This window comes from Gillisia sp. CAL575 (assembly GCF_000403785.1).
In the GTDB taxonomy this organism is placed as follows: Bacteria; Bacteroidota; Bacteroidia; order Flavobacteriales; family Flavobacteriaceae; genus Gillisia.
On sequence record NZ_APHJ01000023.1, the window covers coordinates 65142 to 80722 of the forward strand.

The window sequence follows — 15581 nt, forward strand, 5'->3', positions numbered from 1 at the left end:
ATGGAGAAAAATATTAAATTATTGGTCTCAGATATTGATGGGGTCTGGACAGATGGCTCATTTTATTATGATTTTAATGGAGATTCCTTCCGAAAATTTAATACCAAAGATGGTTTTGGGGTAGCTTTAGCCAAGTTAGTAGATTTACCAATTTTAATTTTATCTGGGGAAGATAACGAGATGGTTAGATTTAGATTGACTAAGCTTAAAATTGAGGATTATAAACTTGGAGTGACTAATAAATTACAAGTTTTAATTGATCACTGTGCTAAATTAAATATCTACCTTTCTGAAGTTGCCTATTTAGGTGACGATATGAATGATTATAATATCATAAATAAAGTTGGATTATTTGCTTGTCCCTCTGATGCCTATATGAGAGTAAAGGATAAAGCCGATATTATTTTAGAAACCGCTGGCGGCCAAGGAGCTTTTAGGGAATTTGTGGAAAATATTCTACAAGATAAAGGTGTTCTTGATTGGGCATATGATTTGTACCTGAATAATTAATGGAAAAACTTGCTATAATTATTCAGGCAAGAATGTCAAGTTCTAGACTTCCAGGAAAAAGCTTGCAGCTTATTGGCTATAAACCATTAATATTCTATGTTATTGAGAGGTTTAGGGTATTAAAATTACCAATAATTGTTGCAACTAGTACAGATACCTCAGATGATATCCTAGTTGATTACTTAAAAAGCTTGGAGGGTATTGCGATATTTAGAGGAAGTCTTGATAATGTGTTGAATCGATATATAGCTGCTGCTGATAAATTCGGTGTAAATAATATAATTCGTGTAACGGGAGATAATCCACTAGTTGATATTGTTGTGTTGAGGAAATCCTTAAGCTTGTTTCTAAAATACAATTATTTGGACGGTATCTATCAGAATGGCTTGGTAAAAGGTACCGGATTCGAACTGGTTAGTTTAAAAGAATTAAAATCCATTACATCGAAGAAATCGTATCATTTGGAACACGTAACCGCAGCACTTAGAGAAAATATACCTAAAAATCCTAAATATAAAGAAATACAGGTTCCAGATTATCATCAGTTTATTGATAAAATTATACTGACCTGTGATTATGAAGAAGATTTGGAATTATTAAAAAAGGTGTTTGCATTTTTTAAATATAACTTGAATATAACCATTCCGGAAGTTGTCCAATTATATAAGATAAAACCCGAATTATTTGCATTAAATGCCTCATTACATCTATGAAGATTTAATGTTCTTAAATCCAAATAAATTTGGTGAGTTAGATCCATATAACGTAATTACTTTTACAGAGGTAATACTATGAATTTCAATTAAACTTTATTGTTGAAAGTATGTAGGTCATTTTGGTTGTAAGTCAAAATAAAAAATCTTAGAGGAAACCATTAATATGGTTCGAACTTTATTGATGACTAAAGTTATAAAATAAGTTGGGTTAGTCCATCTATCTTTGAAAAATGAAGAATATTTAGTTACTAAAGGGGAATTTTCGCTTAGTAGTCTGTTATACATATTGGTTTTGGCTGCACGAACGTATATATGATTGTTGATACCCATTTTTTTTGCAATATTCCTTTCAATTAAATTCCAGCTTTCTATATAACTCTTAACGCCTTCGTCCTCCATAATTTGCGTTGTAATTCGGTTTCCAGCACCCATTCTATAAACTGCAAAGGTATTATTGCAGAATTTGATTTTTGAACTGTTTAAAATAACTCTTGAAAAATATTCTCCGTCATCATTTACTGACAAATGTTCATTCCACATTCCTGCTTTTTCAATTATTAATTTAGGAATTAAAAACACATGTAATGGAAAATATGAAAAGCTGAGTGCTAAAGTTTTCAATAAATTATGAGGATTTTCAAAGTTTCTAAATGAGGCTAATCCATATAAAATTTTCGGATTACCCTGCATTGTTTTCATAATCCCATATCGGCAAGTTGCAATTGCATTCAAATCTTCATTTTTCAAAAGCTCAATTTGAATTTCAAATTTATTCGTTGCAAGGATATCATCTGAATCTAAAAATTGGATGTAATCTCCTGTAGCATTTTCTAGCCCAATATTCCTACATGTAGCTGCTCCCTTATTTCTTGATAATGGCCTCTTAATAAATTTAAACCTATTATCTATAATAGCATATTCCTTGATTAATCGTTCCGAATGATCTGTAGATCCGTCATCAATTATAATACATTCCCAGTTAGGATAGGTCTGCCTTAAAACACACTCCAAAGCATCCTTTAATATGTGCGCTCTATTATAGGTGGGTATTATTACAGAAATTTTATCTTTCATTATTTTTTTATTAAAAAATTCTGCTAGTATTTAAATTTAGGAAACATAAAAGTATTAATGAACAATGTAATAATAGTTAACACAGTTTATTCATTAACCTTACTAATTTGATAATGCTGAATGTTTTCTAGGAGTTTTGTAATAATTTCAAGCATCCTTGAATTATTTTATAGCCTGCCTTTGTTTAGCGTAAAGTGATAAGTTAATATAATGTGGAGAATAAAAACAAGTACAGCAGCAGTATGTTTGCTTGGTTTTTATTATATCTCAGATTTTAACCGAATCTTCATAAATACATTCTAGAAATATATTGAAAAATACTATTATTATAATAGACCCATTTTTTGATAAAATTACCTAGGGGACTTTTTTAAATTCAACATCATTATAAAACGATATTTTACAATTAATTTTTAATTTAAATATTACAGAATTAAAACCCACTATTGAGCTGACTAAAGTAACTTTTTTGAATATTACTTTTGTAAAGTCGTACGTAAATTTATTTTGAAATTAATGTATTTTTCTCTTCTATAGGAATAGTTGAAATTAATCATAAACTAATTTTTATCTTTGGTGTCGTTCCTTTAGATTTTTAATTAATAGTTTCGAAGATTATTTCAAAGCATCTATGGCTTACAAAAGATTCTTAAAAAATTATTTCCATTACCTATCCTATTTCTATGGGTATTTAAAACATAGAATATTCATATCGTTAGGAGTTAGTTTAATGGTGGGGCTATTAGATGGAATAGGATTAGCTTTATTTATACCATTGCTTAAGTTGATATCTACCAATTCCACTGCTATAGATACTATTGGCGATAAAGATGTTATAAGTGATTTCGTAATAAACACCTTAAAAATTGTTCCCAGTCTTTTAAATATATTTTTATTGATATTTTTATTTTTCTCTCTAAAAGGAATAGCCAAGTTTATTGAATCTTATTTAAGGGTTATTTATCAGCAAATCTTTATGCGGAAAATTCGAGTTTCTAACATAGATTTATTAAGCCAATTTGAATTCCAGTCTTTTATTACTTCTGATACCGGTAGAATCCAGAATACTTTTGGAGGAGAAATTAATCGTCTTAATTCTGCTTATAATCATTATTTTAAATCTATACAGTTAGGCGTTTTAGTTGGAGTTTACTTAATACTTGCGTTTGGTTCCAATTGGAAATTTACCTTTTTGGTGATATTGGGAGGAGGATTTGTGAATTTAATATTCAAATTTTTATACAAGAGAACAGTTTATTTTTCAAAAAAATACACCAAGAAAACTCATGTCTTTCAAAATCTGCTGATTCAAAAGGTTCATTTGTTCAAATACTTAAAAGCCACAGGTCAAAATGTGAAATATGGAGAAAAGCTTAAGAACAATATATATGATTTAGAACAAGTTCAAAAGAGATTAGGTGTTATAGATGCAATTCTTGGTGCAGTAAGAGAACCACTTTCAATTCTGGTAATATTTTTAGCTATATTTTTAAATATATATTTTTTTAACGAGAAGATAACCAGTATCATGCTTAGCTTATTATTATTGTATAGATCTATAAGCTTCTTTATGATTATGCAAGAACAGTGGAATGCCTTTCTTGGAGTTTCGGGAAGTCTTGAAAATATGAAGGAATTCACTAAATCATTAGAATCTAATCAAGAGATAAATGGTTCTGTAGCCTTAGATGGTTTTAAAAGTTTTTTAACAATGCAGGGATTAGATTTTAAATTTAAAAATGGATATACAGTTTTAAAAGATATCAATCTTGAAATAGTGAAGAATGAAACTATTGCTATTATTGGCGAAAGTGGTTCCGGTAAATCAACATTAATGAATGTGATATCTGGTCTATTAAAACCAACTTCAGGCACATATTTAGTGGATGGTATTAATGTTGAAGATTTAGATCTATTATCATTTAAGAAGCAGTTAGGATATATTGTACAAGATGCCACCATTTTCAATGATACTATTTATAATAATATAAGTTTCTGGGCACCTAAAACACTGGAGAATTTAAATAAATTTGAAAGGGCTGTTAAAAAATCGGCTATTTCAAAATTTATATTAGAACTTCCCGATAAAGAAGATACTGTTATTGGATCCAATGGGATTAATATAAGTGGAGGACAAAGACAAAGATTATCTATAGCAAGAGAACTATTTAAAGATGTAGATATACTATTATTAGATGAAGCAACCTCCTCCTTGGATAGCGAAACAGAAAATGAGATTCAATCTAATATTAATGCTCTCAAGGGACAGTATACCATTATAATTATTGCTCATAGACTTGCAACAATTAAAAATGCAGACAGAATACTTTTAATGAAAAATGGAACCATTAATGCTATAGGAAACTTTGAAGCTTTACTTAAGAGTTCTATAAGCTTCAGAGAAATGGTTCAAAATCAAAATTTATAAATAAAATAGATGAATATTTTAATTGCATCAATATTTAGTATTGATAGCTATTCCAGAGGAATTATGCCTGATGTTCTTCAGGAACAAATAGCTAATAATCCTGATGCTAATATTTACTATTTAACTTGTTCTAATACCTTCGACGTTTGCTATTTTAATATTTCCAAACAACCGGATATTTGTTTTAGATGTAAAGCAGGAGTCTCAAATACATTAAGTCTGATTGAAGGTGATTTTCATAGTATAAAATTATCAGATTTAATAATAAATCACGATAGAGAACTTGCTCAGGAGTTCTTCCAAAAGAATAATAAAATAGATTTTGATCTTAATTATGAAAATTTTGAAATAGGATCATCTACTTTGTCTACCTATATTTCTCGCTCTCGAGATAGAGATCTTCTGCATGTTAATCAAGATTATGTGCATGAATTAGCTAGTAACGCTTTAGTTACTTTTCTAAGCGTTAAGAGATTTATAGCTGATAAAGAAATAGATCTTGTTTACAATTTTAATGGTAGACAAGATTACGTTAGAGCCATTTTAAGAGCAGCTTTAGCAAACAATATTGATTGTTTAAATGTTGAGCGCGCAAGATTAGGTGGTTTTGTTGAAACTTATAAGAACGTACTGCCCCATAATATTCATAATAAATGGGAATTAGTTCAAGAGTGCTGGGATAAATCACAGCTTAGTCAAGAAGAAAAATTAAAGATTGGTTCAGAATTTTTCGAAAGGCAGAAATCAGGAGAGAGTATAATTTTTCCTTCATATACTGGAGAGATGAAGAAAGGTTCTTTACCAAAAATGATATTTAATGGTAATAAAAATATAGTATTATTTAATAGTTCTGATGATGAATTTGCCGCGCTTGGTAAGGAATTCGATAATCCATATTATAAAGATCAACTAGAGGCGCTTCAGGTCTTAACAGATTTTGTGGGTAGATCTCTTTCTTCTCATAATTTAATAATAAGAATGCATCCTAATCTAAAGGGGGTGACACATGAATATGCAACTAAAATTTTAGGTTTAAATAAATTGTATCCTAATATTTTTGTTATTTCCCCGGAGAGTCCAGCGGATAGTTATGAGTTGATAGGAATTGCAGATAAGGTTATAAGTTTTGGGTCCACGACAGGTCTAGAAGCAAACTACCAAGGAAAACCAGTGATATTATTAGGGAAAGGTCTCTACTTTTATTCCATTGTTGCTTATGTTCCTAAAAACATATCAGAGATTAGAGTGTTGCTTAAAAAGGACTTACAGCCTAAACCTAAAGATGATACTATAAAATTTGGATTCTATTTTTTGAAGGGTGGGAAGAAAACTAAGTACTATTTTGAAGATAGTTCTGGTGAGGGAATATTCTTTAAAAAGGTAAGAATTCATTACTACACGTTTGCTCAGAGATTTAAATCTAAATTGATTCAAATTGCATATAAGTTATTTCAACTAAGAATTAAGCTTTAAAAGGATGAAAAATTACAAATTTGCTGCGTTTGTAATGACCTATGAGCGTTCAGAAATAATTTTAGACACCATAAGCAAAATTCTTGGCCAAACATTCCCGCCAAAGGTGATTTTGATTGTAGATAACAGTCATTCTGTTTTAACAGAGAAAGCTATTCAAGATCAAGAATTTCAGAATGTAATATATCATCAAGTTGGCTACAATAGCGGGCCAGCTGGAGCTGCTTATTATGGCCTTAAAGAACTAACTCGATTAGGATATGATTGGATTTACTGGGGAGATGATGACAATCCTCCTAGAGATCATTTTGTTTTTGAGGATTTATTTATAGGAATTGAAAAATTAATTCAGAGTAATTTTAATTTGGGAGTAATAGGTGAGAAAGGTGGGTATTTTAATGCTAATACTGGAAGAATTAGATCTTTATCTAATAATGAGTTAAAGAAAAATACTTACTTAGAAGTAGATTCGATACCAGGGGGTCATAGTATGATTGTGAATTCTCAAGTAATAAAAGATGGTATACTTCCGGATCCAAAATTGTTTTTTGGTTTTGAGGAATTCGACTTTTGCTTGAAAGCAAAAAAAGGGGGGTATAAATTATTTATTGATGCAGCAAAATGGTATAAAATTAGAGCATTAGCTGGTAATACTTCAATAGATTTTCAAAGAAAAAACACTAATTTAGGAATTGATAATTTAGTGAAGAGAGAGTACTATAGCACTAGAAATCTTTTGAGAATCTATTCTAGCCAACATTTATATACATCATTTGCAGTTCTTGTTATTAAATCTTTGGGAAAAATGATATATGGATATAGATTTGGCCTTAAATACGGTTCAAAAATGTTTAATTTACAGAGGTTTGCTTTAAGAGACTTCGTTAAACACCGATACGGAGAGCTAAATTAATCTTCCTAACTTTGGAGTAGTTTTAAATGAATATTAAATGCTGAAGGAAAACACAAGGGATTTAAAATTATTAGATTGTACACTGCGAGATGGTGGCTATTATACCCATTGGGATTTTGATGATAGTTTGGTTGATGAATATTTTAGGGAAATAAATCAGCTTCCTTTGGAATATGTTGAAATTGGTTATAGATCTAAAAGAAGTAGTTCGTATGAAGGTGCTTATTATTTTTTACCGAAGTTTTTATTAAGAGATTGTAAAGAAAAGTGCAATAAGAAACTAGCCATAATCTTGAATGAGAAGGAGGTTAAAGTTAAAGATTTAAAAGCTCTTCTTAAACCATGTAAAGGTATAATTGCTCTGGTGAGAATTGCTGTAGACCCAATTAACCTGAATAGAGCGATTACACTTTCTAAAGCGATTAAAGAGTTAGGTTTTAAAGTTGGATTTAATTTGATGTATGCTTCAAAATGGGAAAATCACTCTTTATATAACAAAGATCTTAATCGCATTAATGATGTTGCTGATTATTTTTATGTTGTAGATAGTTTTGGGGGACTTTATCCAAAAGATGTTGAAGAAATTTTCACAAAAATACAGAGGCAGATTACAATACCAATCGGGTTTCATGGTCATGATAATTTAGAACTGGCTCTTATTAATTCTTTAACGGCTATTACTAGTGGTGCTCAAATTGTTGATAGTACTGTAATGGGGATGGGGAGAGGAGCAGGAAATTTAAAAACAGAATTAATTTTAACGATCCTAAACAAACAAAATAAATTACTGGTAAATTTTGATGCTCTTTTCAATTTGTGTAAATCATTTCAACATTTAAGAGTAAAATATAATTGGGGAACCAATTTGCCTTATATGATTTCTGGTGCTTTCTCAATGCCACAAGACACTGTGATGTCTAAAATTAAGAAAAGATTTCATTCTCTTAATTCAATTATTAATGAGAATGTTTCTCCAAAGCAAAGTGCTATTTCTAACTTGCAAGATTTTCCTATTTTCAAACCTAATAAAAGTTATGCATCTATACTCGTTGTAGGTGGAGGCAAATCTACAATAAAGAATAAAAAGGCTCATCAAGAATTTTTGAAACAGAATCCAGATATTGCAATAGTTTTTGTAAGTTCAAAGAATATCCATGTGTTTTCAAATGTTGCCAATTATCAAATTCACTGTTTATTAGGTAAAGAAGGACAAAGGCTAGAGAAAATGATTAATTTAGAAGAGTTCTCAAATAAAACTTTTATAATACCTCCGATAATTTCTTCCTTAAAAAGTTATGTTCCAATCTGTTTGAAAGAATATACCCAGGCAATAAAGGAAGTTGATTTTGAAAGTAACTTGGAGGAGTCTGCTACAGCGCTTGCATTTCAAATTGGATTTGATTTAAAAGCAGAAAAAGTTTTCCTAACAGGTTATGATGGTTATTCAGAGAACATACAAAAAGAGGAGATGGAATTATTTAAAGAAAATCAATTAATTTTTGATCATGTAATAAGTAAAGGAATTAGTTTGTATTCTATAACTCCTACACAATATAATATAAAATCTAAATCTATTTATTCGTTATTGTAATATGTCAATAAGCTTATTTTTACCTGTTAGGGCTGGAAGTGAAAGAGTGAAGAATAAAAATACACGCTCTTTCGCAGGTATTGATAATGGCATTTTAGAGTTGAAATTAAATCAATTAGTGAATTTACAGTTTGTAGATGAGGTAATTATTTCTAGTAATAGTAATACATGTTTGGAAATCGCTGAAACTTATAAGAATAGAATAAAGAATTTAGTAATTGATGAGCGACCAGAGCATCTAGGAAATTCTTCAACTAAACTTAAAGATTTAATACTATATGCAGCTGAAATAAATTCATGTGAGAATATATTGTGGACACATGCAACAAATCCTTTATTCAATGCTAAAAATTATAATCAAGCTATAGAGGTATTTTTACATCAGAAGAAAAATGGCTATGATTCTTTGGTTACTGGCTGCATTTGTAAAGATTTTTTGTTAGATACGGAGTCTAATAAAATTATAAATAATACTACTAAACTTAATTGGCCTCGTACACAAGATTTGAAGGAATTGTTCGCTATTAATAATGCCGTATTTATTGCAAATAGAGAACGATATTTACTTGGGGAGAGATTGGGCATTAAACCTTATTATTTAGAAAACGATAAAATTTCATCATTAGATATAGATTATGAAGAGGATTTTTTAATCGCAGAAGCAGTGTATGAAAAACTTAAAAGATAGAAAAGCCATTTTATGGGATTTTGATGGAGTAATAATTAATTCTATGCCGATAAGGGAGAGAGGTTTTAGAGAAGTACTCTCCAATTATCCTAAGGATGAAGTAGATGAATTAATTGATTTTCATACTAAAAATGCAGGTCTTTCAAGGTATGTCAAATTTGAGTATTTTTTTAAGAATATTCGAATTGAATCCAATACAGAGAAAAAGGAAGCTGAGTTTGCTAAACATTTTTCTGAAATTATGAAGGAAATGCTTATTAATAAAGACCTATTGATTCTTGATGTGCTAAACTTTATCAAGAAAACCCCAAATATAAATATGCATATAGTTTCAGGGTCTGATGGGAAAGAATTAAATTATCTATGTGAAAAATTGGGAATTGAATGCTTATTCACATCTATTGATGGTTCACCTACACCCAAAGTTAATCTTGTTAAAGATTTATTGAATAATTATAAATATAACAAGGATGAAGTCTGTTTTATAGGTGACTCTATAAATGATTATGATGCTGCTAATGAAAATAATATTGACTTCATTGGGTACAATAGTGTAGAATTAAGATTATTGAATGAAAATTATATAGTTAGCTTTAATGAGCTTGATTAGAACTCTAAAGGGACTTTATTTTATGATTGGCTCCTTAAAAATTTTTAAGGTTAACGATTCGTTTAAAAATAAACGAATCGCAATCGTGGGTGCTGCAGATTCTTCTTTTGTAGAGAGAAATGGAAACTATATTGATAGTTTTGATATTGTAGTAAGAGTGAATAAGGCACCTTATAGCCTCACAGAGAAAAGTTTTCCTTTTCTAGGGTCTAAAACAAATTATCTCTTTCATAGTTTTTATGAGAACAATTTTAGTGGAGGAGGTCCAATAGAATGGGAATTATATAAGAGATTAGGAATAGAGAAAGTTATCAATCCTAATATGAATCTGAAAGGTTTAGTTACTCATTTAAATTTTTACAAAAGACATCTTGAGAATAGAGTGACATATAACATTTCAAGAAAGAATTATAAGGTAATTACCAATGGACTGGGTGCTTATATACCAACCATTGGTTTTTCTGCATTAATGTTAATTCTAAATTCAGATTATAAAGAATTATATATTACAGGCTTTACATTTTTTCAGACGCCTTATGCAAAAGGATATAGGGATGAGCTAATAAATACGAAAGCCAATGAAGAACATATTAGTAAACAAGGAATACACAATCCTTCATTGGAATTGAAACTCTTTAAAAAAGCAATTGAGAATTCCAAACCAAAAAAAGTTACCTTTGACGCCGAACTGAGTAAAATAATCGGATCGAGATCTACTTTATGAAATTCTTGTATTACTCAACTTCATATTACGCAAATCACGGAGGTAGCATCCAGTCTATAGAATTTTTTAATCAATTAGGTGTACATAAGGATATTACAGAGAAAGCTATTTTTCCAATAATTCAGTCCAAGGGAGAGTTGAAAATAGAGCCGAAGTTTTCTATAAGATCATTTTTGAGGAAAATTCCCTTATTACAAGTTTTGTTTTTTTTTAGAAGAAATTCATTCCACTTTAAGAAGCTTGTTGAAAAAATTCAAGAATTTAAACCAGATATAATTTTAATTCAAATTGATTCGAATTTTCTTCAGATTAAACGACTAAAAAAACGGTTTCCAGAGCTAATAATTTGTAATCAAATTAACGGATCTCCTTTTGATGAACCATTCAAGAATATAGCATTTAAGAACATATTTTTGAATATGCAATTGCAGGCATATTTACATTCAGATCTTAATATTTTTATTTCTGATTTCTCTCGGACACGAATTATGGGAGATCATGTCAATAATGGTCGTGATGTAGTAATTCATAATGGGACAGATCCAGATAAATTCTTTCCCATGTTAGATCCGGACTCTTTGAGAATAAAATGGAATTATCCGATAGATAAATTCGTAATAGGATATATTGGCACTCTTGATTTTCATAAACAACTAGGCGTGTTAATTGACGTTTTCAACGAACTACTTAAGGATAATCCGAATCTATATTTAGTTATAGTTGGTGATGGACCAGCATTGGCTAAATTAAAAGAAAAGGTTGTAAATCTAAGCTTGTCTAAAAATGTGTGCTTGCGAGGATGGATAAAGCATGAAGATATCAATGAGAATCTCAATTGTTTTGATTTGGCAGTGCATCACTATGCCAATACGTATATGAATCCACTAAAGATTTTCGAATATTTATCTGCAGGCCTACCTGTTATTGCCCCAGACATTCCTTCAGTGAGAGCTATTTTTCGTGATAGGGAAGATCTATTAATTACCGGGCCTTCTCATATGGAATTAAAAAATGCTATGAAAGAAGTTTTAACTGATGATAATCTAAAAAGTAGGTTAAGTAACAATCAACATTTAATTCATGAGATTGAAGGAAATTATACGTGGAAAAAATACACAAATAGTATTATATCTAAAATCCATGGTAAGCTAAATCCTAGTTCTCATAATTAATTTCACTTAAAATAAATATATTTTTGAATAAACTCATACGAATTACCACAATACCTCTTTCATTAGAGAAACTTTTAGAAGGGCAACTTAGCTTTATGAATAATCATTATGAAGTTATTGCGATAGCTGCAGAAGAGGATCGTCTAGAAAAATATGGTAGTGCAAACAAGGTTAGAACTTTTTGGGTTGAGATGACAAGAAAAGTCACTCCAATTCAAGATCTAATCTCCGTATTGAAGCTCTATCAATTTTTTAGATCTGAGAAACCATTGATTGTTCACACTCACACCCCTAAAGCTGGTATTGTTGGAATGCTTGCAGCCAGGATAGCGGGAGTTCCAATTAGATTACATACGGTTGCAGGATTGCCATTGTTAGAGACAACTGGTACTAAAAGAAAAGTTTTAAATATTGTAGAAAAGTTTACTTATAGCCTAGCTACAAGGATTTATCCTAATTCTTTTGAATTAAAAAAAATTATACTGAATGAGAAATTTACTTCAGATAAAAAGCTTAAAATTTTAGGGAAAGGTAGCTCAAATGGAATAAGCACTAAATATTTTGATCCACATTTATATTCTAAAAAGGATAATGATATACTTAGAAAGGAACTTGGTATAAATAGTAATGAGCTTGTTTTTATTTTTATCGGAAGAATTGTTTCAGAGAAAGGTATTAATGAGCTGGTCACGGCATTTATAAGATTATACGAAACTAATTCTAATATTAAGTTGTTACTGGTTGGGCCTTTTGAAAGTGATCTAGATCCAATTGAGGACTCTAATTTGGAAATAATCAATTCTCATAAAGGGATTATTTCTGTTGGTTACAAAGAAGATGTCAGACCATATTTTGCGATTTCTGATGTTCTTACCTTCCCAAGTTATAGAGAAGGCTTTCCTAATGTGGTTATGCAAGCAGGAGCTATGAATTTACCTTCTATAGTTACCGATATCAATGGTTGTAACGAAATTATCACGAACAACAAAAATGGAATTATAATTCCAGTGAAGGATAGTAATAGTTTGTATGATGCAATGAGTCAATTGTATAATAACCGGCTTTTTTTAGAGGAATTTAAAAAAAATACAAGGCATCATATAACAGAGAACTATGAAAGAGAGCAATTTTGGAATTTACTTTTAGCTGAATATAGAGCGTTAGAAAAGGACTATATTAAGAGTAAATAGAAATAAAATATTTACATTAAAGAATTTTGTACTTTTGCTCGAATTTATCACCTGATATTTTGATGAAATTTATATTGATAATTCCAAAAATTTAAAGTAAAATTTTGAAGATTTATATATTATTTTTTAAGCCATTTTCAGATTTTATTATTGCATTTGTAGCACTTCTAATGTTAAGTCCGTTACTATTAATAGCTACGATTCTATTATTTTTGGCAAATAAAGGAAATCCTTTTTTTGTGCAGAAAAGACCTGGTAAGAATGGTGAAATTTTTAAGATAGTGAAGTTTAAAACTATGACTGATGAGAAGGGTTCTAATGGTATTTTACTTCCAGATTCTCAAAGATTAACATCCATAGGCAAGTTTATCCGGAAAACATCTCTAGATGAAATTCCGCAATTGTGGAATGTTTTAATCGGAGATATGAGTATTGTTGGACCAAGACCTCTTCTGCCAAAATATTTATCGATTTATACACCTTATCAATATAAGAGACATGATTTAAAACCAGGAATCACTGGTTGGGCTCAGGTAAATGGTAGAAATGCAATTAGTTGGACTCAAAAATTTGAATATGATGTTTGGTATGTGCAAAACGTTTCATTTTTTCTAGATATTCAAATTTTATTCAAAACTGTTCAGAAAGTATTGGTTTCTGAAGGGATTAATGCTGAGAACATGGCTACAACAGAACCTTTTAACGGAAATAATTAGCTATGAATATTTATGGAGCCAGTGGACATGGAAAAGTAATTATTGATATTGCAGAGTCAATCGATATAATTATTGATCAAATTTTTGATGATAATAGAAATGTAGTTTTACTAAATGAACGAGTAGTTACTCATGAGTTAAATAAAAACTTTTTGGATTCTGACACAATTATTGCAATTGGAAATAACATAATCCGGAAAAGAGTTACGAATTCGTTTACGGGTAATGTATCAGATGCAATAATTCATAAATCGGCTATTATATCCCCGAACGCAAATTTAAAAAATGGCACGGTTGTTATGTCTAATGCTTGTGTGAATTCTTCAACAGTAATAGGAAAACAATGTATAATAAATACCGCTTCCACAATAGATCATGATTGCGAGTTAGCTGATTATGTTCATATTTCTCCCAATGCGGCTATTGCTGGAAATGTAATTATTGAAGAAGGAACCCATGTTGGAATTGGAGCAGTAGTAATTCCTGGTATAAAAATTGGTAAATGGGTGACAATTGGAGCTGGAGCCGTAATTATAAGGGATGTTCCAGATTATGCTGTAGTTGTAGGAAATCCTGGTAAGATAATAAAGTATTTAAATAAATAAATATATGGAACAGAGCAAAATATGGCTCTCTTCACCTCATATGGGTGGGAACGAACAAAAATTTGTAAATGAAGCTTTTGATGCAAACTGGATAGCACCATTAGGTCCAAACGTAACTGGTTTTGAAATAGATATAGAAAATTATTTATCTAATTCAAAAATTGATGAAAATCTAGTGAACGTTGCAGCTTTAAGTTCAGGAACAGCAGCGCTTCATTTGGCTTTGATTTTATTAGGAGTAAAAGCAGGTGATGAAGTAATTTGCCAAAGTATGACATTTGCAGCATCAGCAAATCCTATTATGTATTTAGGAGCAACTCCAGTATTTGTTGATAGTGAAAGCGATACTTTGAACTTATGTCCTGTTCAGTTGGAAAAAGCTATAGAGGATAGGATTGCTAAAGGGAATAAGCCCAAGGCTATTATTGCTGTACATTTGTATGGAATGCCTTATAAGGTTGATGAGATTCAAAAAGTTGCAGATAAATTTGAAATTCCTATTATCGAGGATAGTGCTGAGGCATTGGGAAGTTCTTATAAAGGAAGAAAATGTGGTACTTTTGGGGAAATAGGGATTTTATCTTTTAATGGTAATAAGATAATAACTACTTCTGGTGGAGGTGCTTTAATAGCTAAGAATAAATCGATTAAACAAAAAGCTATATTTTTAGCTACGCAGGCACGCGATGATGCTCCTCACTATCAGCATACTGAAATTGGTTATAATTACAGATTAAGTAATATATCTGCCGGTATTGGACGAGGACAAATGGAAGTCTTGGATAAACATGTTAACTTGAGAAGAAAAATGAATATGTTCTATCAAGAAGTATTTTCAAATATAAAGGGAGTTACTGTGTTTTCTGAACCTAGTGATGATTATTTTTGTAATAACTGGTTGAGCATAATTTCTGTTGATAAGGAAATTACAGGAAAATCTAGAGAAGATTTAAGATTGTTTATGGAAGGTCTTAAAATCGAATGTAGACCACTTTGGAAACCAATGCATTTACAGCCAGTTTTTAAGAACATGCCATTTTATGGAGATGGTTTGGCTGAAGAATTATTCGATACTGGTTTATGTCTTCCTTCAGGTTCTAACTTAACTAATGAGGATAGAGAAAGATTAAGTTTAGGAATTAATGAATTTTTTAGAGCATAGAATTAAAAA

The 15581-nt window shown here is 30.2% G+C and carries 15 protein-coding genes; 14 read left to right on the forward strand and 1 reads right to left on the reverse strand.

Features of this window, described 5'->3' with window-relative positions; all coding sequences use genetic code 11:
• Positions 1-510: a KdsC family phosphatase gene (locus I130_RS06885; RefSeq protein WP_034920711.1), complete on the forward strand. Its 510-nt coding sequence runs from the start codon at positions 1-3 to the stop codon at positions 508-510.
• A complete protein-coding gene (locus I130_RS06890; RefSeq protein ID WP_034920712.1) occupies positions 510-1223 on the forward strand; it encodes a cytidylyltransferase domain-containing protein in 714 nt (237 codons plus the stop codon). The genes I130_RS06885 and I130_RS06890 overlap by 1 nt, the downstream gene beginning before the upstream one ends.
• Before the next feature lie 117 nt (positions 1224-1340).
• Here I130_RS06890 and I130_RS16215 read toward each other — a convergent pair whose 3' ends face one another.
• The gene (locus I130_RS16215; RefSeq protein ID WP_051119638.1) at positions 1341-2300 is read right to left on the reverse strand and encodes a glycosyltransferase family 2 protein; all 960 of its coding nucleotides are present in this window, start codon (positions 2298-2300) and stop codon (positions 1341-1343) included.
• A gap of 631 nt (positions 2301-2931) precedes the next feature.
• Here I130_RS16215 and I130_RS06900 point away from each other — a divergent pair.
• The 12 genes from I130_RS06900 to I130_RS06955 all read left to right on the forward strand — a co-directional run bounded on the left by I130_RS06900 (position 2932) and on the right by I130_RS06955 (position 15572).
• On the forward strand, positions 2932-4728 hold the full coding sequence (locus I130_RS06900) for an ABC transporter ATP-binding protein (protein WP_034920713.1): 1797 nt from the start codon (positions 2932-2934) through the stop codon (positions 4726-4728).
• A gap of 9 nt (positions 4729-4737) precedes the next feature.
• Positions 4738-6201 (forward strand): hypothetical protein, encoded by a 1464-nt coding sequence (locus tag I130_RS06905; RefSeq protein WP_034920714.1) that lies wholly within the window; start codon positions 4738-4740, stop codon positions 6199-6201.
• 4 nt (positions 6202-6205) lie between these two features.
• Positions 6206-7114 (forward strand): glycosyltransferase, encoded by a 909-nt coding sequence (locus tag I130_RS06910; RefSeq protein ID WP_034920715.1) that lies wholly within the window; start codon positions 6206-6208, stop codon positions 7112-7114.
• Between the two features lie 37 nt (positions 7115-7151).
• Positions 7152-8705, forward strand: a complete 1554-nt coding sequence (locus I130_RS06915; RefSeq protein ID WP_034920716.1) for an aldolase catalytic domain-containing protein — start codon at positions 7152-7154, stop codon at positions 8703-8705.
• Between the two features lies 1 nt (position 8706).
• Positions 8707-9393, forward strand: a complete 687-nt coding sequence (locus I130_RS06920; RefSeq protein ID WP_034920717.1) for a cytidylyltransferase domain-containing protein — start codon at positions 8707-8709, stop codon at positions 9391-9393.
• A complete protein-coding gene (locus tag I130_RS06925) occupies positions 9374-10003 on the forward strand; it encodes an HAD family hydrolase (protein ID WP_034920718.1) in 630 nt (209 codons plus the stop codon). The genes I130_RS06920 and I130_RS06925 overlap by 20 nt, the downstream gene beginning before the upstream one ends.
• A gap of 22 nt (positions 10004-10025) precedes the next feature.
• A complete protein-coding gene (locus I130_RS06930; RefSeq protein WP_157480527.1) occupies positions 10026-10727 on the forward strand; it encodes a hypothetical protein in 702 nt (233 codons plus the stop codon).
• Complete coding sequence (locus tag I130_RS06935; RefSeq protein ID WP_034920720.1) at positions 10724-11899, forward strand: glycosyltransferase family 4 protein; 1176 nt, start codon at positions 10724-10726, stop codon at positions 11897-11899. Before I130_RS06930 ends, I130_RS06935 begins: the two co-directional genes overlap by 4 nt.
• Before the next feature lie 23 nt (positions 11900-11922).
• On the forward strand, positions 11923-13089 hold the full coding sequence (locus tag I130_RS06940) for a glycosyltransferase family 4 protein (RefSeq protein WP_034920721.1): 1167 nt from the start codon (positions 11923-11925) through the stop codon (positions 13087-13089).
• A gap of 110 nt (positions 13090-13199) precedes the next feature.
• Positions 13200-13805 carry a sugar transferase gene (locus tag I130_RS06945; protein WP_034920987.1) on the forward strand — a complete coding sequence of 202 codons (606 nt, stop codon included), beginning with the start codon at positions 13200-13202 and terminating at the stop codon, positions 13803-13805.
• Between the two features lie 2 nt (positions 13806-13807).
• Entirely contained in the window at positions 13808-14410 is a 603-nt protein-coding gene (locus tag I130_RS06950) for an acetyltransferase (RefSeq protein ID WP_034920722.1), read from the forward strand.
• A gap of 4 nt (positions 14411-14414) precedes the next feature.
• Complete coding sequence (locus tag I130_RS06955; protein WP_034920723.1) at positions 14415-15572, forward strand: aminotransferase class I/II-fold pyridoxal phosphate-dependent enzyme; 1158 nt, start codon at positions 14415-14417, stop codon at positions 15570-15572.
• Positions 15573-15581 lie beyond the last annotated feature (9 nt).